21 protein-coding genes are annotated in these 21,850 nt (G+C 65.0%); 16 read left to right on the forward strand and 5 right to left on the reverse strand.

What is annotated here, in order from left to right; genetic code table 11:
• Nucleotides 1-16 precede the first annotated feature (16 nt).
• The 9 genes from GVM20_RS10400 (at nt 17) to GVM20_RS10440 (ending at nt 10,313) form a co-directional block, all read left to right on the forward strand.
• The gene (locus tag GVM20_RS10400) at nt 17-937 is read left to right on the forward strand and encodes a helix-turn-helix domain-containing protein (RefSeq protein WP_166547120.1); all 921 of its coding nucleotides are present in this window, start codon (nt 17-19) and stop codon (nt 935-937) included.
• 143 nt (nt 938-1,080) lie between these two features.
• On the forward strand, nt 1,081-2,181 hold the full coding sequence (gene pheS, locus GVM20_RS10405; RefSeq protein WP_166547121.1) for a phenylalanine--tRNA ligase subunit alpha: 1,101 nt from the start codon (nt 1,081-1,083) through the stop codon (nt 2,179-2,181).
• The gene (gene pheT, locus GVM20_RS10410) at nt 2,178-4,568 is read left to right on the forward strand and encodes a phenylalanine--tRNA ligase subunit beta (protein ID WP_166547122.1); all 2,391 of its coding nucleotides are present in this window, start codon (nt 2,178-2,180) and stop codon (nt 4,566-4,568) included. Before pheS ends, pheT begins: the two co-directional genes overlap by 4 nt.
• Nucleotides 4,565-5,314 carry an SDR family NAD(P)-dependent oxidoreductase gene (locus GVM20_RS10415; protein ID WP_166547123.1) on the forward strand — a complete coding sequence of 250 codons (750 nt, stop codon included), beginning with the start codon at nt 4,565-4,567 and terminating at the stop codon, nt 5,312-5,314. Before pheT ends, GVM20_RS10415 begins: the two co-directional genes overlap by 4 nt.
• Nucleotides 5,311-6,831 (forward strand): peptide chain release factor 3, encoded by a 1,521-nt coding sequence (locus GVM20_RS10420; RefSeq protein ID WP_166547124.1) that lies wholly within the window; start codon nt 5,311-5,313, stop codon nt 6,829-6,831. The genes GVM20_RS10415 and GVM20_RS10420 overlap by 4 nt, the downstream gene beginning before the upstream one ends.
• 37 nt (nt 6,832-6,868) lie before the next feature.
• Nucleotides 6,869-7,738: an alpha/beta fold hydrolase gene (locus tag GVM20_RS10425; RefSeq protein WP_166547125.1), complete on the forward strand. Its 870-nt coding sequence runs from the start codon at nt 6,869-6,871 to the stop codon at nt 7,736-7,738.
• Between the two features lie 16 nt (nt 7,739-7,754).
• Nucleotides 7,755-8,330 carry a pyridoxamine 5'-phosphate oxidase family protein gene (locus GVM20_RS10430; RefSeq protein WP_166547126.1) on the forward strand — a complete coding sequence of 192 codons (576 nt, stop codon included), beginning with the start codon at nt 7,755-7,757 and terminating at the stop codon, nt 8,328-8,330.
• 186 nt (nt 8,331-8,516) lie between these two features.
• Nucleotides 8,517-8,855, forward strand: coding sequence for a P-II family nitrogen regulator (locus GVM20_RS10435; RefSeq protein WP_066531788.1), 339 nt, complete (start codon nt 8,517-8,519; stop codon nt 8,853-8,855).
• A gap of 12 nt (nt 8,856-8,867) precedes the next feature.
• Complete coding sequence (locus GVM20_RS10440) at nt 8,868-10,313, forward strand: ammonium transporter (RefSeq protein ID WP_166547127.1); 1,446 nt, start codon at nt 8,868-8,870, stop codon at nt 10,311-10,313.
• 264 nt (nt 10,314-10,577) lie between these two features.
• On the opposite strand, the gene GVM20_RS10445 is transcribed toward GVM20_RS10440, so the two are convergent.
• The 4 genes from GVM20_RS10445 to GVM20_RS10460 are packed head-to-tail and all read right to left on the reverse strand — an operon-like array spanning nt 10,578 to nt 14,009.
• The gene (locus GVM20_RS10445) at nt 10,578-12,167 is read right to left on the reverse strand and encodes a GMC family oxidoreductase (RefSeq protein WP_166547128.1); all 1,590 of its coding nucleotides are present in this window, start codon (nt 12,165-12,167) and stop codon (nt 10,578-10,580) included.
• 24 nt (nt 12,168-12,191) lie between these two features.
• A complete protein-coding gene (locus tag GVM20_RS10450) occupies nt 12,192-13,151 on the reverse strand; it encodes a sterol desaturase family protein (protein WP_166547129.1) in 960 nt (319 codons plus the stop codon).
• Nucleotides 13,144-13,566, reverse strand: coding sequence for a hypothetical protein (locus GVM20_RS10455; RefSeq protein WP_166547130.1), 423 nt, complete (start codon nt 13,564-13,566; stop codon nt 13,144-13,146). The genes GVM20_RS10450 and GVM20_RS10455 overlap by 8 nt, the downstream gene beginning before the upstream one ends.
• Nucleotides 13,567-13,577: 11 nt before the next feature.
• Nucleotides 13,578-14,009, reverse strand: a complete 432-nt coding sequence (locus GVM20_RS10460; protein WP_166547131.1) for a protein tyrosine phosphatase family protein — start codon at nt 14,007-14,009, stop codon at nt 13,578-13,580.
• Between the two features lie 269 nt (nt 14,010-14,278).
• Here GVM20_RS10460 and GVM20_RS16455 point away from each other — a divergent pair, with 269 nt between their 5' ends.
• The 7 genes from GVM20_RS16455 to GVM20_RS10495 all read left to right on the forward strand — a co-directional run bounded on the left by GVM20_RS16455 (nt 14,279) and on the right by GVM20_RS10495 (nt 21,169).
• A complete protein-coding gene (locus tag GVM20_RS16455) occupies nt 14,279-15,055 on the forward strand; it encodes a cold-shock protein (RefSeq protein WP_166547132.1) in 777 nt (258 codons plus the stop codon).
• 135 nt (nt 15,056-15,190) lie between these two features.
• Nucleotides 15,191-16,405, forward strand: a complete 1,215-nt coding sequence (locus tag GVM20_RS10470) for an aspartate aminotransferase family protein (RefSeq protein WP_166547133.1) — start codon at nt 15,191-15,193, stop codon at nt 16,403-16,405.
• On the forward strand, nt 16,402-17,352 hold the full coding sequence (gene argF / locus GVM20_RS10475) for an ornithine carbamoyltransferase (protein WP_166547134.1): 951 nt from the start codon (nt 16,402-16,404) through the stop codon (nt 17,350-17,352). The genes GVM20_RS10470 and argF overlap by 4 nt, the downstream gene beginning before the upstream one ends.
• A 55-nt stretch (nt 17,353-17,407) precedes the next feature.
• Nucleotides 17,408-18,307, forward strand: a complete 900-nt coding sequence (hslO, locus tag GVM20_RS10480) for an Hsp33 family molecular chaperone HslO (protein WP_166547135.1) — start codon at nt 17,408-17,410, stop codon at nt 18,305-18,307.
• An 86-nt stretch (nt 18,308-18,393) separates the two neighbouring features.
• Complete coding sequence (locus GVM20_RS10485; RefSeq protein ID WP_234031949.1) at nt 18,394-18,813, forward strand: DUF3617 domain-containing protein; 420 nt, start codon at nt 18,394-18,396, stop codon at nt 18,811-18,813.
• A gap of 46 nt (nt 18,814-18,859) precedes the next feature.
• A complete protein-coding gene (gene queC / locus GVM20_RS10490; protein WP_166547136.1) occupies nt 18,860-19,558 on the forward strand; it encodes a 7-cyano-7-deazaguanine synthase QueC in 699 nt (232 codons plus the stop codon).
• Nucleotides 19,559-19,612: 54 nt separating this feature from the next.
• The gene (locus tag GVM20_RS10495; protein WP_166547137.1) at nt 19,613-21,169 is read left to right on the forward strand and encodes a spinster family MFS transporter; all 1,557 of its coding nucleotides are present in this window, start codon (nt 19,613-19,615) and stop codon (nt 21,167-21,169) included.
• Nucleotides 21,170-21,486: 317 nt separating this feature from the next.
• On the opposite strand, the gene GVM20_RS10500 is transcribed toward GVM20_RS10495, so the two are convergent.
• On the reverse strand, nt 21,487-21,850 hold a 364-nt coding region (locus GVM20_RS10500; protein ID WP_199799550.1), incomplete at its 5' end, for an OmpA family protein.

Here is a 21,850-nt window from a genome sequence, read left to right on the forward strand (position 1 = left end):
GCGGTTATCTCACCCGGTGGGGAATGGAGGATACCAGCAAGCCGCTGGCGGGCAAGGGCCGCCGGTGGGCCAGCGGCTGACAGCCGTATTCCGCGAACCGCCAGCGCAGTTCGCAGGGTGCTTTACGACCTTCTATCACCTGACCCTCGATCTGCCCGAAACCGGCGCGGTGGTGACCGACTATCTCCAGCCGGAATGGGCCAATATCCGCTTTTTCTGCGGCACCGCGCCCGAGGCCGAGATTGCCGCGCACAAGGTCAGCGGCGCACCCTTCGTCGGCACCGGACCGAGCAGCTTGCCGTGCCGCTTCACGCTCGGGCCGGTGCGGATGTGGGGCGTCGGCTTTCTCCCGCTGGGCTGGGCGCGGTTCTTCGATGCCGATGCGAGCGATTGCGCCAACGTCATCTGCGACGGCACAGCGCACCCGGCCTTTGCCCATTTCGGCGGGATGACCGATGTCCTGTGCGATCCCGAAGCCACGCTGGACGAGCAGTTCCAAGCGCTGGTGGGCGCGATGGAGCGCGCGATGCGGCCCAATCGGGAGGAGGCGCGCATCGCCCGTGTCCACGCTGCGCTGGTGAACGGCGACCACGCTTCGGTCCACGATCTCGCCGAGGCCTGCGCGATGAGTATCCGGACGCTCGAACGGGTGTGCACGCGCTATTTCGGCTTTGCGCCCAAGCTCTTGATGCGCCGCCAGCGGTTCATGCGCAGCCTGACGACCTACATGCTCCAGCGCGGCCGTCCCTGGACCGAGGCGATGGACGCGCATTACCACGATCAGGCGCAATTCACCCGCGAGTTCCGCGAATTCATGACCATGAACCCGAGCGAATATGCGGCGCTGGATCACCCGATCCTGACCTCGTTCATGGAGGCGCGGGCGCGGGCGAGGGGCAGTGCGGCGCAGACCCTGGACCCGCCTGCGCCGCGGTGATTTGGCGAGGTCATTGACTGAGGTCCGGCCGGTGGGGCCGAAATTGTCCTGCACCGCGATGGAACAGACAGGCGCTTTGCAATGCGGGCGATTTGCCGCTAGCGGGCGGCGGCAAGTTTCCTGCGTGCAGATGACCCGAGGCCATGACCGACATACCATCCCAGACAGAGGCTGCGCTGGCCGCGATTGCGGCGTCAGCCACCCTCGATGCGCTTGAAGCGCAGCGGCTCGAAACGCTCGGCAAGAAGGGCTGGGTGAGCCTTGCCCTGAAGACACTGGGGGGGATGAACCCCGAAGAACGCACCGCCGCGGCGCCCGCGATCCAATCCGCCCGCGCTGCGATTGCTGAGGCGCTGGATGCGAAGAAAGCCGCGCTGGAAGCCGCCGCGCTGGAAGAACAGCTGGCGCGCGAGACGATCGACCTGACGCTGCCGGCGCAGGCCGCACCCAAGGGATCGGTGCATCCGGTCAGCCAGGTGATGGACGAACTCGCCGAAATCTTCGCCGACTTGGGATTTGCGGTCGCCACCGGCCCCGAGATCGAGGACGACTGGCACAATTTCACCGCGCTCAACATGGACGAGACGCACCCGGCGCGGGCGATGCACGACACGTTCTACTTCCCGGACAAGACCGCCGAGGGGAAGGATGTGCTCCTGCGTACCCACACCTCGCCCGTCCAGATCCGTTCAATGCTCGATCAGGGCGCGCCGATCCGCATTATCGCGCCGGGCCGGGTTTATCGCAGCGACAGCGACGCGACGCATACCCCGATGTTCCATCAGGTCGAAGGGCTGGTGATCGACAAGGACATCCACCTCGGCCACCTCAAGTGGACGCTGGAGACCTTCTTCAAGGCCTTCTTCGAGCGTGAGGATATCGTGTTGCGCCTGCGCCCGAGCTACTTCCCCTTCACCGAGCCGAGCGTCGAAGTCGATGTCGGCTATTCGAACGAAGGCGGTCGCCGCGTGGTCGGCGGTCACGGCGATGCGCCGGGCCATGCGTGGATGGAAATCGGTGGCAGCGGGATGGTCAATGCCCGCGTGCTCGAATTCGCCGGGCTTGATCCGGCAGAGTGGCAGGGCTTCGCCTTCGGCCTCGGGATCGACCGTATCGCGATGCTCAAATACGGGATGAACGACCTGCGCGCCTTCTTCGACGGCGATCCGCGCTGGCTGGCGCATTACGGTTTCTCGCCGTTCGATCAGCCGACCCTCTCCGCTGGTGTGGGAGCGCGCGCATGAAGTTCTCGCTGACCTGGCTCAAGGATTACCTTGAAACGACCGCTTCGGTGGCCGAAATCTGCGACGGCCTGAACGCCATCGGCTTGGAAGTCGAGGGCGTGGAAGACCCGGCCGAAAAGCTGGCAGGCTTCCGCATCGCTCATGTGCTGACCGCCGCGCGCCACCCCGATGCCGACAAGCTTCAGGTGCTCACCGTCGACACCGGCGATGGCAATCCGCTGCAAGTCGTCTGCGGCGCCCCCAATGCCCGCGCCGGGATGAAGGGCGTGCTGGGCCTCCCCGGCGCAGTGGTGCCCGCCAACGGCATGGTGCTGAAGAAGAGCGCGATCCGCGGCGTCGAATCGAACGGCATGATGTGCTCGACCCGCGAGCTGGAGCTGGGCGACGATCACGATGGCATCATCGAACTGCCCGCTGACGCGCCGGTGGGTGTGAGTTTCGCCGACTATCACGGCGCTGACCCTGTGATCGAAGTCGCCGTGACCCCCAACCGCCCGGACTGCATGGGTGTCTATGGCATCGCTCGCGATCTGGCGGCCAAGGGGCTGGGGACGCTGAAGCCGATTGCCAAGCCGGCGTTCACCGCGGCGGGCGCCTGCCCGGTCGAAATCCGCACCGACGATGCCGAGGGCTGCCCCGCCTTCTACGGCCGCGTGGTAACTGGCGTGACAAATGGCCCCTCGCCTGAGTGGCTTCAGGCGCGGCTCAAGAGCGCGGGCCAGCGCCCGATCTCGCTGCTGGTCGATCTGACCAACTACTTGATGCTAGGCTTCGGCCGTCCGGCGCACGCCTATGACCTTGCCAAGCTCTCGGGCGCGGTGGTGGCGCGGCGGGCGAAGGACGGCGAAGAGGTGCTGGCGCTCAACGAGAAGACCTACACGCTTGATGCCGAGATGATGGTGATCGCCGATGACAACGGCGTGCACGACATCGCCGGGATCATGGGCGGCGAGCATTCGGGTGTGTCGGAGACGACCACCGATGTGCTGCTCGAAATCGCCTATTTCGATCCGGCCCGCATCGGCGCGACCGGGCGCAAGCTGGGGCTGTCGAGCGATGCGCGCACCCGGTTCGAGCGCGGGGTTGATCCTGAGTTCCTCGATCAGGGCCTTGATCTCCTGACCGGTCTAATTGTCGAACTCGCAGGCGGGACTCCGAGCGAAGTCGTCCGCGCCGGTTCGCCGCCGAGCACCGCGAAGGTGATCACCTTCGACCCCGGACTGACAACGCGCCTCGGCGGCGTGGGCGTGCCGGAGGCCGAACAGAAGCGCATTCTCGAAAGTCTCGGCTTCAACGTCAGCAGCGACGGGCAAGTGACTAGCCCCCTGCGCCGCCACGACATCGAAGGCCCGGCCGATCTGGTCGAAGAGGTTGTGCGCATCCACGGCCTCGACAAGGTCGCCAGCGTCGCGCTTCCGCGCACAGAGGGCGTCGCCCGCCCCACCGCAACGCCGCAACAAAAGCTCGAACGCGGCCTGCGTCGTGCTGCTGCCGCGAGCGGGCTCAACGAAGCGATCACATGGAGCTTCCTGCCTGAATGGGCCGCGGACCATTTCGCTAATGGTAACGACCGGCCGTGGGTGCTCGCCAATCCGATCAGCGAGGACATGAAGGCCATGCGTCCGTCGCTGCTGCCCGGCCTGTTGATGGCGGCCAAGCGCAATGCGGATCGCGGCGCGGCGGCCTCGCGCTTATTCGAGATCGGGCGGCGCTACTTCCGGGCCGCCGATGGCCTCAGCGACGAGAAGCCCACCCTCGGCATCGTGCTGGCGGGCGAGAAGACGCCGCGCGGCTGGCAATCGGGCAAGACCAAGCCGTTCGACGCCTATGATGCCAAGGCGCTGGCGCTCCAACTGCTTGAAGCGGCGGGCGCACCGGTCGCCAATCTGATGGTGATGGGGGAGGCGGGGCCGCAGTTCCACCCCGGCCAGTCGGCGACCCTGCGGCTTGGCCCCAAGACCGTGCTGGCGCGCTTCGGGATGGTGCATCCTGCGACGCTCAAGACCTTCGACGTCGACGGCCCGATTGCGGCGGTTGAGCTGTTCCTCGATGCGATCCCGGCGAAGAAGGGCGCGGCCTTTGCCCGTCCCGGCTTCACCCCGCCTGCGTTGCAAGCCGTGACTCGCGACTTCGCCTTCCTCGTCCCGGCCACGCTGGCAGCGGGCGATCTGGTGCGCGCGGTCCAGGGCGCGGACAAGGCCGCAATCACCGGCGTGCGCGTGTTCGATGTCTTCGCCGGCCAAGGCGTGCCGGAAGGCCACAAGTCCGTCGCGGTCGAAGTGACGCTCCAGCCGGGCGAGACCAGCTTCAAGGACGCCGACCTCAAGGCCATCGCCGAAAGGGTTGTGGCTGCCGCCACCAAGCTGGGCGCGGAGCTACGCGGATGAAAACGGCGTTTGTCACCGGGGCCACCGCCGGAATCGGTCTTGCGACTGTGCGCACGCTGGTCGCGAACGGCTGGCGCTGCGTTGCCACCGGACGGCGGCAGGAGCGGCTTGACGCCCTGGTCGCAGAGCTGGGCGCGGACAAGGTTCACGCCGCCTGCTTCGACGTGCGTGACACCGCCGCGCTCGATGCCGCGCTCGCCGCGCTGCCCGAGGGCTTCCGCGACATTGATCTGCTGGTGAACAACGCGGGTCTCGCCCAAGGCCTCACCCCTGCGCAAAACGCCGATCTGAATGACTGGCACACGATGATCGACACCAACATCACCGCGATGGTGGTGTTGACCCGCAAGCTGCTGCCGCTGCTGATCGAACGGCGCGGCGCGATCATCGCCATCGGCTCGGTCGCAGGGAGCTACCTCTATCCCGGCGGCAACGTCTATGCCGGGTCCAAAGCCTTCGCCAACCACTTCACGCTGGCCCTGCGTGCCGATCTCCACGGCACCGGCGTGCGCGTGACCAGCATCGAGCCGGGCATGGTCGAGACCGAGTTCACCGTGGTCCGCACCGGCAGCCAGCAGGCGTCGGACGATCTCTATCGCGGGGTCAATCCGATGACCGGGCAGGACATCGCCGACACGATCCTGTGGATCGCGAACCTGCCGCCGCATCTCAACATCAACCGGATCGAGCTGATGCCGGTCAACCAGGACTTCGCGGGCTTCCGCGTCGCGCGCGACCCGCAATGACCTCCAATCGCCGCACCTTCGCGATCATCTCGCACCCTGACGCGGGGAAGACCACGCTCACCGAAAAGCTGCTGCTGCAAGGAGGGGCGATCCATTTGGCGGGCGAGGTCAAGGCGCGCGGGCAGGCGCGGCGCGCGCGGTCTGACTGGATGAAGATCGAGCAGCAGCGCGGGATCTCGGTCACGTCCTCGGTGATGACCTTCCAGAAGGACGGGATCGTCTTCAACCTGCTCGACACGCCGGGGCACGAGGATTTCTCGGAGGACACCTACCGCACGTTGACCGCGGTGGATTCGGCGGTGATGGTGATCGACGCCGCGAAGGGCATCGAGCCGCAGACCCGCAAGCTGTTCGAGGTGTGCCGCCTGCGCAGCGTGCCGATCATCACCTTCGTCAACAAGGTCGACCGCGAGGGCCGCGATCCCTTCGAGACGCTGGACGAGGTGGCGGACATGCTGGCGCTCGATGTCAGCCCGCAGATGTGGCCGATTGGTATGGGCGGCGAGTTCGAAGGTCTGCTCGATTTCGCGACCGGCACCATTGGCCGCCCGGAAGGGCCGAGCCGCGAATACCTCGGCACCCGCGACACCGCCGCGATCCCCGAACGCTTCGCCGACGAGATCGAGCTGGCGCGCGGCGGCTATCCCGAGTTCGACCTTGAGGCCTTCCGCAACGGCGATCTCACCCCGGTCTATTTCGGATCGGCGCTGAAGAACTTCGGCGTCACCGAATTGATCGACGCCATTTCCCGCTACGCCCCGCCGCCGCGGCCCCAGCCTGCGGGCGAAGAGCAGATCAGCCCGGAGCGCGACGAAGTCACCGGCTTCATCTTCAAGGTGCAGGCCAACATGGACCCCAACCACCGCGACCGGATCGCTTTCATGCGGCAGGTTTCGGGCACCTTCAAACGCGGGATGAAGCTGACGCCGAGCGGCCTCGGCAAGCCGATTGCGGTGCATTCGCCGATCCTGTTCTTCGCGCAGGACCGTGAACTCGCCGACACGGCGGAAGCGGGCGACATCATCGGCATTCCGAACCACGGCACCCTGCGGGTGGGCGATACCCTGTCGGAGCGTAATCAGGTGCGCTTCACCGGCCTGCCGAACTTCGCGCCGGAAATCCTGCGCCGGGTGCAATTGCGCGATCCGACCAAGACCAAGCAGCTTCGCAAGGCCTTGGACGATCTCAGTGAAGAGGGCGTGATCCAGGTGTTTTACCCGGACATCGGCTCGGCCCACATCGTCGGGGTGGTCGGCCAACTTCAGCTCGAAGTGCTGATTTCGCGGCTTGAGGCGGAATACAAGGTCGAAGCCGTGCTCGAACCCTCCCCCTTCGCCACCGCGCGCTGGATCAAGGGCGACGAGAAGACGCTGGAGGAATTCGCCGGGTTCAACCGCGCCAACCTCGCCCGCGACCGCGACGGCGATTACGTGTTCATGGCCAAGAGCCCGTGGGACGTGAGCTATCAGGTCGAGAAGAACCCGCAGCTGACCTTCTCGGCCACGAAGGAACGGTAGTCTTGCGGCAGGCCGAGGTTCGCGGCATGGCAGGCTTATGCACACCGCCGGCCCGACCTCGCAGACCTTTATTTCGCAGCGCCTTCGCCTGAATTACCTCGATTGGGGCGGGCGCGGGAAGCCGCCGCTGGTGCTGGTGCATGGCGGGCGCGATCATGCGCGCTCGTGGGACTGGACCGCCGAGGCGCTGAGTGCCGATTACCACGTCATTGCGATGGATCACCGCGGGCATGGCGATTCTGACTGGGTGTCGGACGGGGTCTATTCCGCTGGTGACATGGTCTATGACCTTGCCCAGCTGATCCATCAGCTCGGCGTGGGCCCGGTGCGGATGGTGGCGCACTCGATGGGCGGCAACGTGGCGCTGCGCTATGCAGGCGCCTTCCCTGATATGGTGACCAAGCTGGTGGCGATCGAAGGCCTCGGTCCCTCGCCCGAATGGCGCGCCAAGCAGCGCGCGGTGCATTATCCCGAGCGCCTTGCCGAATTTATCGAGAAGAAGCGCAAGGCCGCCGGGCGCTCACCGCGCAAATACGAGAGCATCGAAGCCGCATTCGCGCGGATGATCGAGGAGAACGCCTACCTCACCGAGGAACAGGCGCGGCACCTCACCGTCCACGGCGTCAACCGCAACGAGGACGGCACCTATAGCTGGAAGTTCGATCCGCACCTCAACGTCTGGCCGGTCGAGGACATCGGCGATGAGTTCATCGAGCAGCTATGGGGGGCGATCTCCTGCCCGACGCTGCTGCTCTACGGGGCGGACAGCTGGGCATCGAACCCGGAGAAGGACGGGCGGATCGCCCACTTCAAGACCGCGAGCGTGATCGAGTTCGAGAAGGCCGGCCACTGGCTCCACCACGACCAGTTCGACCGCTTCATCGCCACCTTGCGCGATTTTCTCTGAGCATACGGAGGCGGCGATGGCGGATTTCTTCGAGGCACTGAACGAAAAGCACATCGCCATGATCGCCGCCCAGCCGGTGTTCTTTGTCGCCAGCGCAGCGGCGGAGGGGCGGATCAACCTCAGCCCCAAGGGTTATGACGCCTTCCGCGTGCTGTCGCCCACGCGGGTCGCCTATCTCGACCTCGGCGGTTCGGGTAACGAGACTCACGCGCATCTCGCCGCGGAGCAGGCCGATCAGGGGCGGATCACGCTGATGTTCTGCAATTTCCAGCAGCCTGCACTGATCCTGCGCATTTATGGGCGCGGACGGGCGGTGTTGCCGCAGGATGCCGCGTGGGAGGGGCTGGCGGCGCATTTCACGCTGATGCCCGGCACGCGGCAGATCTTCGACATCGCGGTCGAGAGCGTCCAGTCGTCGTGCGGCTGGGGCGTGCCCTTCATGACGCTGGAGGGCGAGCGCGATACGCTGAAAAAGGCACATCGCCAGTCCGACCCGGCGGCGTGGGAAGCCAAGATGGCGCTACGCACCCGCAGCATCGACGGCCTGCCAACCCGCGCGACCGACCGCTATATCGCTGGCGACGAGAGCTAAGTTGCAGCGCACTTCAGCGCAAATCTTGCACAATCGTTAATCACTTGCCTAATTGTTAGGCACAGATTCTTTTGCAAGTGCGAAGAAAGGCGCTGATTCCGTTGCGTCAGCCCCGTTACACGAATGTGGCACGCTTGTTGCTGTGTATCCCGTGGCCGGACCAATCCGGTGCAACAGGGGCCACAGATGAAGTTCATCATCGCCATTATCAAACCGTTCAAGCTCGACACCGTTCGTGAAGCGCTGAGCGGCATCGGCATTGCCGGGATGACCGTCACCGAGGTCAAGGGCTTCGGTCGGCAAAAGGGTCAGACCGAAATCTACCGCGGTGCCGAATACTCCACCAACATGCTTCCCAAGGTGAAGCTCGAGATCGCTGCCAGCGACGAAATCGCCGCGCAGGTGGTCGAAACCATCCAGCAGACCGCCAACACGGGCGCGATCGGCGACGGCAAGATCTTCGTTCTGGATCTCGCGTCCGCCACTCGCATCCGCACCGGCGAGTCCGGCGAAACCGCGCTTTAAAGGGGCCATGCAATGAAGCGTATTCTCTCGACAACTGCGGCGCTGGCAACGGGAGCAATCATGCTCGCCGCGCCAGCCTTTGCTGCGCCTGTGGCCGATGCGGCCGCTGCCGCCGCCGAAGCCGCGCCTGCCGCCTTCACCCCCACCGCCGAGATGGTCAACAAGGGCGATGTCGCCTGGATGATGGTCTCGACCGCGCTTGTGCTGATGATGAGCGTGCCTGCGCTCGCGCTGTTCTATGGCGGCCTCGTGCGCGCCAAGAACATGCTGAGCGTGCTGATGCAGGTGCTCACCATCGTCTGCGTTGCTGCGCTGGTATGGTTCGGCTGGGGCTACTCGATGGCCTTCACTTCCACTGGCACGCCCTTCCCGACGCTGTTCGGCGGGCTCGACAAGGCGTTCCTCAAGGGGGTCAGCGTCACATCGCTGGCGGCGACCTTCTCCAATGGGGTCTACCTGCCGGAACTCGTCTTCGTGATGTTCCAGATGACCTTCGCCTGCATCACGCCGGCCCTGATCGTTGGCGCCTTTGCCGAGCGCGTGAAGTTCACCTCGCTGATCATCTTCGTGGTCGCCTGGATGACGCTCGCCTATTTCCCGATCGCACACATGGTGTGGTACTGGGCCGGTCCGGACTTCCTGCACACTGCGCCCACTGACATGGGTCTGCTGTGGGGCTGGGGCGCGCTCGACTTCGCTGGTGGCACCGTGGTGCACATCAACGCCGGGATCGCTGGTCTGATCGGCTGCCTCATCATCGGCCCGCGCATCGGCTACAAGAAGGAGCCCATGCCCCCGCACAACTTGGTGATGACCATGATCGGCGCCAGCCTGCTGTGGATCGGCTGGTTCGGGTTCAACGCCGGCTCGGCGCTCGAATCCAACGCCTTCGCTGCCCTTGCCTTCATCAACACCTTCGTTGCCACGGCAGCAGCCGGTGCGGCTTGGGCGATCATCGAACAGATCACCCACAAGAAGCCCTCGCTGCTCGGCGCGGTCTCGGGTGTAGTGGCTGGCCTTGTGGCGATCACTCCGGCGGCAGGCTTTGCCCACCCCGGCACCGCTATCATCCTCGGCGCTGTGGCTTCGGTGGTTTGCTACTTCTTCGTCACCACGGTGAAGAACAAGCTGAACTACGACGACAGCCTCGATGTCTTCGGCATCCATGCCGTCGGCGGGATTGTTGGCGCGATTGGCACCGGCATTGTCGCTGACCCCGCGCTCGGCGGTCAGGGCTGGATCGATTACACCGCTCCGGTGGCTGTCGCTGGCGAGTTCGACATGGTCGGCCAAGTCATCACCCAGTGCTGGGCGGTGGGCACCACCATCGTGTGGACCGGCGTTGTCTCGGCCGTGCTGTTCCTGATCCTCAAGTACACCCTGGGCCTGCGCCCCGACGCCGAAGCCGAAACCAACGGTCTCGACATCTCCGAACATGGGGAGCGGGCTTACAACTAAGCCCCTCTCTACCAAGCTTGGCGGGGGGAGACCTCTCTCTCCCTCTCCTCTCCCCCCGCCTCACCCCGTTCCTCCTGCGAACGAACAGACTGAATATGGCCGGAGCCGCCTTGAGCGTCTCCGGCCTTTTTTTGTCTTTCGCTTGCGCCTCCGGGCGAGCGTCCTCGGCGCTGTTTCAAGCCCTTCGGGCTTGAGCGCCTGCGGCTCGCGCGCGTGCGCTCGCGGCCCTTCGGGCCGGAGCAGCACGCTACATCGATGTGGGGCTCAGGCTCTTTCCGCTGCCATCACGAAGTCGGCGCAACGCTCACCGATCATGATGCTCGGCGCATTGGTGTTGCCGCTGACCAGCTTGGGCATGATGCTCGCATCCGCCACCCACAAGCCCTCCAGCCCGTTGAGCTTCAGCGTCGGATCGACCACCGCATCCGGGTCATTGCCCATCCGGCAGGTGCCGACGGGGTGATAGACCGTGTCCGCGCGGCTGCGGATCAGTTCGTCGAGCGCGGCATCATCATGCAGGTCGACGGGGTGGCGATCCTTCGGGCCGAATGCCCGCATCGGCGGCGCCTCGGCGATCCGGTGCGACAGGCGCACACCGGCGCGCAGCACCGCCATGTCGCGATCATCGGCGAGGAAGTTTGGATCGATCACCGGCGCGGCGGCCGCGTCTCCGCTGCCCAGCCGCACCGTCCCGCGGCTCTCGGGCCGCAGCACGCAGGCGTGGAGCGAGAAGCCATGTGCCTTCACCTTCTCGCGCCCGTGATCCTCCAGGACCGCGGGGACAAAGTGCCACTGCACATCGGGCGCAGGCGCATCCGACATCACGCTCCAGAACCCGCCCGCCTCGGCATAGGGCGTGGTCATCACCCCCGTCCGCTTGCGGCGGTGCTCGACCATGGCCGCTGCCATCTTGAGCGTGCCTTTCAGCGTGCTGCCGATCGGAATATCGCTCTCTGTCTCCCAGCCGGAGACGTAGTCGATGTGGTCCTGAAGGTTGCCGCCCACCGCCGGGCGATCCAGCACCACGTCGATCCCGTGCGCCTTCAGATGATCCGCCGGGCCGATGCCCGACAGCATCAGGATTTGCGGAGAATTGAACGCACCCGCGCTCAGCACAACCCCGCGCCGGGCGAGCAGGGTTTCGGACTGGCCCCCGCGACGAATCTGCACCCCGGTGACGCGCCCGCCCTCGATCACCAGCTTCTCGACCAGCGTATCGGTGCGCACCGCAAAGTTCCCCGCATCGCGGATCGGCTCGACATAGGCGCGGGCCGCTGACCAGCGTTCGCCCTTGCGCTGCGTGACCTGATACAGGCCAAAGCCGTCCTGTTGCGCGCCATTGAAGTCGGCATTGGTGCGCAGCTGGAGCGCGGCGGCCGCTTCGACAAAGGCGTAGGACGCAGGGTTGGCGGCGGTCTGGTCAGAAACGAACAAGGGCCCGCCCGCGCCGTGGAAATCGTCCCCGCCGCGCTCATTCGCCTCGGCGCGTTTGAAGTAGGGGAGCACGTCGTCATAGGCCCAGCCGGTGCAGCCCATTGCCGCCCAGTTGTCATAATCCCAGCGGTTGCCGCGGATATAGACCATCGCGTTGATCGCCGACGAACCGCCGAGCCCGCGTCCGCGCGGCTGGTATCCGGTGCGACCGTTCAGGCCCTTTTGCGGAACGGTTTCGTAGCGGTAGTTCGATTTTTCGGGGATGAAGGGCATGAAGCCCGGTGTCTTGATCCAGACATTGTCGTTGCGCCCGCCCGCTTCCAGCAGGCACACCCGGCGCGTGCCATCCACCGCGAGCCGCCCTGCGACAGCGCTACCGGCACTGCCACCGCCGATGACGATGTAGTCGAAACTTTCCATGATCTCTCCCTTTGGCGGAGGAGATTAGGCAGCTTCTTGGCTGCCTGCAATCGGGTTTCGATCCGCCACTGAAGTTGCAACGGGCGCAACCTCGCCGGTGCGGGCCTGCCACTTGGCCCTGATCATGTCAGAGGTTTCGCGGCTGCCGTCATGGCTCCAGCCGGGTTCGCGCAGCAGGTAGCTGAGCTTATGCTTCCACGGCGCACGCCAGATGTCGCCAATCATCCCGATCCATTCGTGGAACACCGACCACAACAGATTGAAACTGCCGAGCTGCTTGACGATGCCATAGCGGATCGGCTCGTCATCGACCTCGGGGGTAAAGGTGCCGAATAGCTTGTCCCAGATGATGAACACGCCCGCGTAATTGGTGTCGAGATAGCGCGGGTTGGTCGCATGGTGGACGCGGTGGTGGCTGGGGGTGTTCATCACCGCTTCGAACCACGCCGGCATCCGCTTGATCGCCTCGGTGTGGATCCAGAACTGGTAGATGAGATTGAACCCGCCGCAGATCGCGATCATCACCGGGTGGAAGCCCAGCAGCACCAAGGGGATGGCGAACAGCACCCCGAAGGTGAAGGCTCCGGTCCAGCTCTGCCGCAACGCGGTCGACAGGTTGTAGTGCTGGCTCGAATGGTGGTTCACATGGCTCGCCCACATCCAGCGGATGCGGTGACCGGCGCGATGGACCCAGTAATATTTGAGATCGTCGAGCACGAAGCAGACCGGCCACGCCCACCACACCGCCCACCATTCCGGCCCGAAATCGATGAACCGCCACTCATAGGCCAGCAGCATCACAGTGATGGCGAAACCGCCCAGCAGCGCCCCCGCGACGGTCGAGCCCAGGCCAAACGACAGGCTGACGAGCGTGTCTTTCGGCTCATAGGCTTCCGGCGCGCGCAGCTTGGCCCAGATCATCTCGGCCAGCACCGCCAGCACAAACAGCGGCACGGCATATTGGGTGGGGTTGAAGTCAGGCATCCTGCGGTCTGCTTAGCCGATTGATCGCCTCGGCCCAAGTCTCGGCGTCCGGGATGTCGAGAAACACTTTGCCGAAGCGCATCTCGCCGCAATCGACTTCGACCGCGGTTTGCCCCAAATCGCGCCACAGTCTTGCCGTGGTTCCGGGTCCGAGCACCCGCCCGGCAAAGCGGTTGCCGTGGCGCTTGATGACCATGATCCGCCCGGCCGCATCGCGGGCGAGCGCGCCCTTGCCATCGTGGGCGGTGGCAACCGGGGTGAAGCCATCCTCCACTTCGCCCGCCGCGCGCCGCACATCATCATCACTGGCGAGCGTCGGAGACCCACCCAGCTTCAGCCACCATGCTAAACCCGCCAGCGCAAGGATCGCGAGCAACGACCCCAAGGTCTGCACCAGCAATGGCGGGACATTCATGTCGGAGCGCCTCAGCGCGCGGCGAGCATGTCGATCATCGCGCGAATCGGGCTGACGTCATAGCCTGCCCGCGCCGCTGTGCGGGCGATGTCGTCCGGCGCGACGCCCTGCTTGGCGGCGGCCAGCGCCCACAACAAGGTCGAGCGGGTGCCCGAACGGCAATAGGCGAGAATCGGGCCCTCGGCCTGTTCCAGCGCGTCGATCATCGCGTTAACTTGCGGTTCGCTGAAGCCGGCGTGGCCGATCGGGATGGCGACGTAATTCATCCCCGCCGCTGCCGCTGCTGCCGCGATCTCGTCCCCCTGCGGTGCCGAGGGTTCCTCGCCATCGGGGCGATTATTGACGATGAGACCCACGCCCAGCGCCGCAGCCGCCGCGACATCCTCCAGCGCAAGTTGCGGGCTCACCAGCACATTTTCGGTCAGTTGGCGAAAATCGCTCATGATACGTCCTGCTTTCCCCAGTGCCTGGTCCAGTGTTGTTGCCGCCTTTCATGCCCAAAGCGGGTCTGGCGCACAAGCACAGCTGCGCGGCGGCGGCACGCCAAACGGGCCCTCGGTAAAATCGTTCGCAAAGCAAGCTTTTGTGCGCTATGTGTTTCACACGTGCGCGCCGGACCACAAGCTCGGCGCGTCCGGCTCCGGTGCGGCTCACTGTCCACGACATCGGCGCGATTGAGGCCGGGCAGTGTGGCTAAGGTACGTACTGATCTATGGGTTACGATAGGGGACGCCGGCGCGGACGCGATAAGCGCGACGGTTTCGGCGAAGATGGCTTCGATCCGTTTGGCGGTGGGAATGATGGTTTCTCGCCTCCGCGCGAATTCGGCGGAGGCGGTGATCGCTTCGGTGGCGGTGGCGACCGATTTGGCGGCGGCGGCGGCGGCGGTGATCGCTACGGCGGCGGCGGTGGCGGTGCCCCGCGCAGCGGCGGTGGCGGCTTCAGCGGCGGCCCGCGTGGTCCCGGCGGCGGTGGCTTCAGCGGCGCGCCGCGCATGCCTGCCCAGATCGTTGGTACCGGCAAGGGCACGGTGAAGTTCTTCAACACGCAGAAGGGCTTCGGCTTCATTCAGCAAGAAGGCGGCGGCGAAGATGTGTTCGTTCACATCAGCGCAGTCGAGCGTGCTGGTCTTGAAGGCCTCGCTGAAGGGCAGGAGCTCCAGTACAATCTCGTGGATCGCGGCGGCAAGGTGTCGGCGCAGGATCTCCAGGTTGTCGGCGATGTTATCGCAGTGGCGGCCAAGCCCGCTGCTCCGGCTCGCGAGCTGACGGGTGAGCGCGCCAAGGGCACGGTCAAGTTCTTCAACGGGATGAAGGGCTTCGGCTTCCTCGTCCGTGATGACGGCCAGCCCGATGCTTTCGTCCACATCAGCGCGGTCGAGCGTTCGGGGCTTTCGGCCTTGAACGAAGGCGAACGCTACGAATTCGATCTTGAAGTCGATCGACGCGGAAAATATTCCGCCGTCAATCTGGCACCGATCGAAGGCTGACCTCGGCCGAAACCGCCCCCCGCGGTTTGACGCAGGGTCAGCGGAAGATTACCGGATTGTAGATGGCGGCTCTGGTTCAGGGCCGCCATTTGCGTTTCAAGCCCCCCCCGATTCTCACAATTCAGGACAAAGCCCATGTCGATTACCCCGCTCATGCCCGTCTATCCGCGTTGCGGTGTCCGGCCGGTGCGCGGCGAGCACTGCCATCTCATCGACGAGGATGGCACCCGCTATCTCGATTTCGCCAGCGGCATTGCGGTGAACCTGCTCGGCCATTCGCATGAAGGGTTGATCGGCGCGATCCAGCAACAGGCCGCGACGCTGATGCACGTCTCGAACCTCTATGGCAGCCCGCAGGGTGAGCGACTGGCGCAGACACTGGTCGACACGACTTTCGGCGACACGGTGTTCTTCACCAATTCGGGCGCCGAGGCGGTCGAATGCGCGATCAAGACCGCGCGCGCCTATCACCAGAACGCGGGCCCAGAAAACGCAAACGGGGCGGGTGATGCCAGCCGGTTCGAGATCATCACCTTCCACAATGCCTTCCACGGCCGGACGATGGCGACCATCTCTGCGTCGAACCAGACCAAGATGCACCACGGCTTTGCCCCTCTGCTCGAAGGGTTCAAGTATGCGCCCTTCGATGATCTGGAAGCGGCCAAGGCGCTGATCGGGCCGCACACCGCGGGCATTCTGGTTGAACCGATCCAGGGCGAGGGCGGGATTCGTCCGGCCTCGCAGGCGTTCATGGCGGGCCTGCGTGCGCTGTGTGACGAACACGGCTTGATGCTGATCCTCGATGAAGTGCAGTGCGGCGTCGCGCGCACCGGCAAGCTCTATGCCTATGAGCATTACGGGATTGAGCCGGACATCATGGCGACCGCGAAGGGCATCGGCGGCGGCTTCCCGCTTGGCGCCTGTATCGCCACCGAGCACGCCGCGCGTGGCATGACCTTCGGCACCCACGGATCGACCTATGGCGGCAACCCGCTGGCGATGGCCGCCGGTATGGCGGTCATGGACGCCGTGGCGAATGAGGAATTCCTCGCCTCCGTCACCGAAAAGGGGGAGCGCCTGCGCTCGCGCCTTGAGCAGTTTATCGGCAATTACCCGGAGCTGTTCGAACTGGTGCGCGGCAAGGGTCTGATGCTGGGCCTCAAGATGAAGATGGAAAGCCGTCCGTTCTACGTGCACTTGCGTGATCATCACCAACTGCTGACCGTGGCGGCGGGCGACAACACCATCCGCATTATCCCGCCGCTGGTGATCGGCGATGCCGAGATCGACGAGTTCTTCGACAAGCTGTCGGCCGGCGCGGCGAGCTTCAAGGTGCCCGAGGCCGCATGACCGGGGGCACTGGGGCGTTCCGCCACTTCCTCAACCTCGCGGATGCGGGCGGTGATGATATCGCGGCGATGATCAATGATGCGATTGATCGCAAGGCGGCGCGTGTGGGCCTGCCGAAAGGCGCGCCCGATGCCGATGCCCCGCTCAAGGGCCGGGTGCTGGCGCTGGTGTTCGAGAAGAACTCCACCCGCACCCGCGTCAGCTTCGACATCGCGATGCGCCAGCTGGGTGGGAGCGTACTGCTGCTCGATTCGGCCTCCAGCCAGCTGGGCCGGGGGGAGAGCATCGCGGATACCGCGCGCGTGCTCAGCCGGATGGTCGATGGCATCATGCTGCGCACCGATGATCACGCCAAGATCGAGGAGATGGCGCGCCATGCCACGGTGCCGGTGATCAACGGCCTGACCGATATGTCGCACCCCTGCCAGATCATGGCCGATCTGCTCACCGTGATCGAGCATGGCAAGGCGCTGCCGGGGCTCGAGGTCGCGTGGTTCGGCGATGGCAATAATGTGCTGCACTCGATCCTTGAGGCTGCCGGGCTGATGAAGTTCAACGTCCGCGTGGCGACCCCGACGGGTTACGAGCCTGATCCGGCCTTCGTCGAACTGGCGCGGGCTGGCGGGGCGACCGTCACGCTGACGCAGGATGCCGCCGCCGCCGCGCGCGGGGCCGATGTGATCGTGACCGATACCTGGATTTCGATGGGGCAGGAGCACGTCCACAACAAGCTCGCGGCGATGGCCCCCTATCAGGTGAACGCCGCGCTGATGGCGCAGGCGAAGCCCGATGCGGTGTTCCTCCACTGCCTCCCCGCCCATGTGGACGAGGAAGTCAGCGAAGAGGTCTTCGAAGGCCCGCAATCGGTGGTGTTCGACGAGGCCGAAAACCGCATCCACGCGCAGAAATCGGTGCTGTTGTGGAGTTTCGGGCTGCTCGGCACCTAGGGGGGAGTCAGCGGGGGTCTTTCGCAGCCCGCGTTCGATCCCCATATGGCGCGGCATGACTGACACGACCAACATGACCGAGACCTTCGCCGACACCCTGATGGGCTTCACCCTGCCGGGCCGCAGCGCGCGCGGGCGTATCGTGCGGATGGATAGCGTGCTGGAGCAGGTGCTCTCGGCGCATGATTATCCCGCGCCGATCACGCATCTGCTGGGCGAAGCACTGGTGCTGGGCACGCTGATGGGCGGATTGCTGAAGGGCGACGCCGCGCAGCTCACCATGCAGGCGCAGACGCAGGGCGGGATCGTGAAACTGCTGGTGGTCGATTATCGCGACGGCGCCGTGCGCGGCTATGCCGATTTCGATGCTGAGCGGCTGGCGAAGCTCGGTTCCAATCCCGCGCTCCAGACGCTGTTCGGCGAAGGCTATCTCGCGATGACATTCGAAGCCGAGGGCAATAAGCGCTATCAGGGGATCGTCCCGCTGGAAGGCGATAGCCTCGCCGAAGCGTGCGAGAGCTATTTCAGCCAGTCCGAACAGATCCCGACGCTGATTCGCGTCGCCAGCCGTGCCGGTGCAAGCGGGCGGATGGCCGCAGGGCTGCTGATCCAGCACCTCGCCGATGGCGAAGAAGGGCGCGAACGGCTGCACGTTCGTCTCGACCATCCCGATTGGGAGCATGTTGCGGTGATGGCCGGCTCGATCAGCCATGACGAACTGCTCGACCGGACGCTTTCGCTGGAGGCGATCGCGTGGCGCTTGTTCCATGAGGAAGACGAGGTCCGGGTCGTGCCCGGTGCGGCGCTTTCGCGCGGATGCCGGTGCAGTGCGGCGCATTACGAGACGATCATCGCGCGTTTCCCGGCCGACGAGCAGGAAGAGATGCGCGGCACCGACGGCCTGATCGCGGTCGACTGCGCCTTCTGTTCGCGCACTTTCGCGCTATCGATCTGACGTTTCGTCGAAAAAAGCACCACATCAGGCGCGTTTCGGCCAAAATGTGCAATGGGACGCGGCAGAAAGCTGCCATGAGGACAGGCATGACCGATCGAACCGACAGCAGAATGCACGTACTTGCTTTGGGGGCGATTGCAGCCGGGGCGGCGCTGTGGTTTGCCGTGCCGGTGGTGGCGCAGGGCAATGGCCTTGCGATGCTTGGCACGCTGGCCAAGGGCGAGTGGACCATCAAGCAGCGCGGCGTGGCGCGGGATCGCAAGATCTGCGTCAAGTCAGGCGCGGAGCTGATCCAGCTGATGCACCGGGAAAGCGGGTGCAGCCAGTTCGTGGTCGAGGATGGTGCCGCGCGTGTCACGGTGCAGTATACCTGCCCGGGCAACGGCTATGGCCGCACCAGCATCCGCCGCGAGACCGGCGCGCTGGTTCAGCTGGAAAGCCAAGGCATTCATAATGGCATGCCGTTCCAACTGACCGCTGAAGCGCGCCGCACCGGCGACTGCTGAAACCCGCCGCGATTGCCTTTGCGCGCGTGCGTGTTAGTTGCGCGGCATGAGCGGTTCTGAACATACGCGCACGCAGCCGCTGGCGGTGGTGCTGCTGTCCGGCGGGCTGGATTCGATGGTGACGGCAGCCCTGGCGCAGGAAGCCGGCTTTGCGGTCCATGCGCTGACGGTCGATTACGGGCAGCGTCACCGGCTTGAGCTGGAATCCGCCGCACGTATCGCCATGCAACTGGGCCTTGTTCGCCACACCCCAATCGCGCTCGACCTACGGGCATTTGGCGGATCGGCGCTCACCGATACAATCGATGTGCCCAAGGGCGGGGTGGGGGACGACATTCCGGTCACCTACGTCCCGGCGCGCAATCTCGTATTTCTTGCGCTCACCACCGCCTGCGCTGAAGCAGCAGGCGCGCGCGATGTGTTCATCGGGGTCAATGCGCTCGACTATTCGGGCTATCCCGATTGCCGCCCCGAATTCATCGCCAGCTTTGCTGAGACCGCACGGCTCGGCACCAAGGCAGGGGTCGAAGGCGCACCGTTCACCATCCACGCGCCGCTCCAACACATGACCAAAGCCGACATCGCCCGCGAATGCGCGCGGCTGGGGCTTGATCCGGCCTGGAGCTGGTCCTGTTACGATCCGACGCCCGAAGGCCTCGCCTGCGGGTTATGCGATTCGTGCCGCCTCAGGAAAAAGGGTTTTGCCGAGGCGGGGATTGTCGATAGCACGCGCTATAAGGCGTAACCGGCCTCTAGCGCGCCGGTCGATAAGCAGAGCATCCGGGATAGGGGATCAGCATTGAGCGATAAAGCCGAAGCGGCCGAGAGCCGCAGCGAGGATTCCGTCCCCGCCTACAGCTGGTATGTGCTCGGGGTGCTGGTTGTGGTCTATATCCTCAACTTCATCGATCGGCAGATCCTCTCGATCCTGGCGGTCGACATCAAGCGCGACCTTCAGCTGACCGACGGTCAGCTCGGCTTTCTCGGCGGCGCGGCATTTGCGGTGTTCTATGCGCTGTTCGGTGTCCCGCTTGGCCGTTTGGCGGACCGCTGGCACCGGGTGCGCCTGCTGACCATCGGCCTGTTGCTGTGGTCGGCGATGACGGCGCTGTCCGGCTTTGCGCGCAATTATCTGACCCTGTCACTCGCGCGAATGGGCGTGGGCGTGGGCGAGGCGACGGCCAGTCCGACGGCCTATTCCTTGATCTCGGATTATTTCCCGGCGCGAAAGCGCGCCACGGCCTTGGCGATCTATTCCTCGGGCCTCTATCTCGGCGGCGGGGTCTCGCTGCTGATCGGCGCCAAGATTTCGAAGGTGTGGGACGCGGCCTATCCGGGCGGCGGAATCGCCGGACTGGTGGGTTGGCAGGCTGCTTTCCTTGCCGTGGGGATTCCGGGCATCCTGCTTGCGATCTGGGTTGCCTCGCTGCGTGAACCGGCACGGCCAGCTGCCGAGACCGTGGGCGGGCGTCATCCGCTGGTCGATTTCTTCATCGACCTGTCGATGCTGTTGCCGCCGTTCACGCTGTACCACGCGATGCGCCGCGGCCCGATGGCGGCGGTCGTGAATCTCGTGATGGCGGCCGCGATGATCGGTTTTGCGCTGATCATGATCGAGCTTACCGGCAATCTGCCGCAATGGTCGTCGATCGCCTTCGGCTATTATGCGGTGTTCTCATGGGCGTCGACACTGCGGCGGCACGATCCGGCGACCTTCAGCCTGATCTGGGGCACCCCGGCCTTCATCTGCACGGCGCTGGGCTACGGGCTCGTATCGCTGGGTGCCTATGCGCTGGCCTTCTGGTCGGCGCCCTATGCCGAGACTGTGCTCAAATTGCCCAAGGACCAACTGGCCTTCGTGCTGGGCGGCAGCGGTGCGGTGTCGGGCTTCCTCGGGGTGATTCTCGGCGGGCGCCTGTCGGATTGGCTGCGCTCTCGCAATCCGTCGGGACGAATCCTCGTTATCATGTTCGGCATTGTCGCGCCGGTCATTCCGATCTGGATCGGATTCACCACCGAAATCCCCGCTCTGTTCTACCTGATGAACTTCCTTGCGGGGATGTTCGCGGCCACTGCGCTGGGAGCTGCTGCGGCGACGACGCAGGATCTGGTGCTGCCGCGGATGCGCGGAACCGCCACGGCCTCGTTCTTCCTCGCGACAACCTTGGTCGGCCTTGGGCTCGGGCCGTATATGGTGGGGCAGATTTCCGAGCTGAGCGGGAGCATGCGGATTGGCGTTCTATCGCTGATCGGGGTGGCGCCGATATCGCTGGCGCTGCTGATCTACGCCTATCGCACCCTGCCAAAGGCCGAGGCGACGATTGCGGAGCGGGCACGGGCCGCTGCTGGCGAATAATTCGGGGACGTGGGCGGGCTGGCCCGTCGGACTCAGCACCCGGCGATAATGACGGCACCCACAGTCTGAACTGTGGGCATAGCGAATCATCGTCTGCTCGGTGCGATGGCTCACTGCCAGATCCGGCGCGGCCTTGCGCCGTTCAGCCCCGCCTGGCGCACTGACCAGATAGCAGGACGGCACGTTATGCGAGAGCTGTGCCTATTGGTGAGCTTGCGGTGAGCCTTGGCCTCCTGCGACTCCTCGCTTGATCGGCGCACAATAAAAAAGGGGCCGGATTGCTCCGGCCCCTTTTCATGTTCCTTGGGAACAGTGGCTTACATGCCCGAACCCGGACCGTAGGTCACTTCCACGCGGCGGTTCTGCGCTTCACGCACACCGTCGGCGGTCGGAACCCGCGGCTTGGTTTCACCGAAGGCTTCGCCAGTGATGCGAGCAGCCGGGATACCGCGACCGCTCAGGTACGAGCTGACAGCAGCGTTACGACGTTCGGCCAGAGCCACGTTGTACTTCGGCGTACCGGCACGGTCGGTGTGACCGGCAAGCATCACGCTTGCAGTGCCGCAGTTCGCGTAAGCGGTGACGGCGCTGTTGAGAATGCTCGCAGCCTGCGGGGTGATGTCCGACTTATCGAAGTCGAAGAACACCACGTACGGACCCGTGTTGCACGCAGCCTTGGGG

This window comes from Porphyrobacter sp. SLTP (genome assembly GCF_009905735.1).
Classification (GTDB): domain Bacteria; phylum Pseudomonadota; class Alphaproteobacteria; order Sphingomonadales; family Sphingomonadaceae; genus Erythrobacter.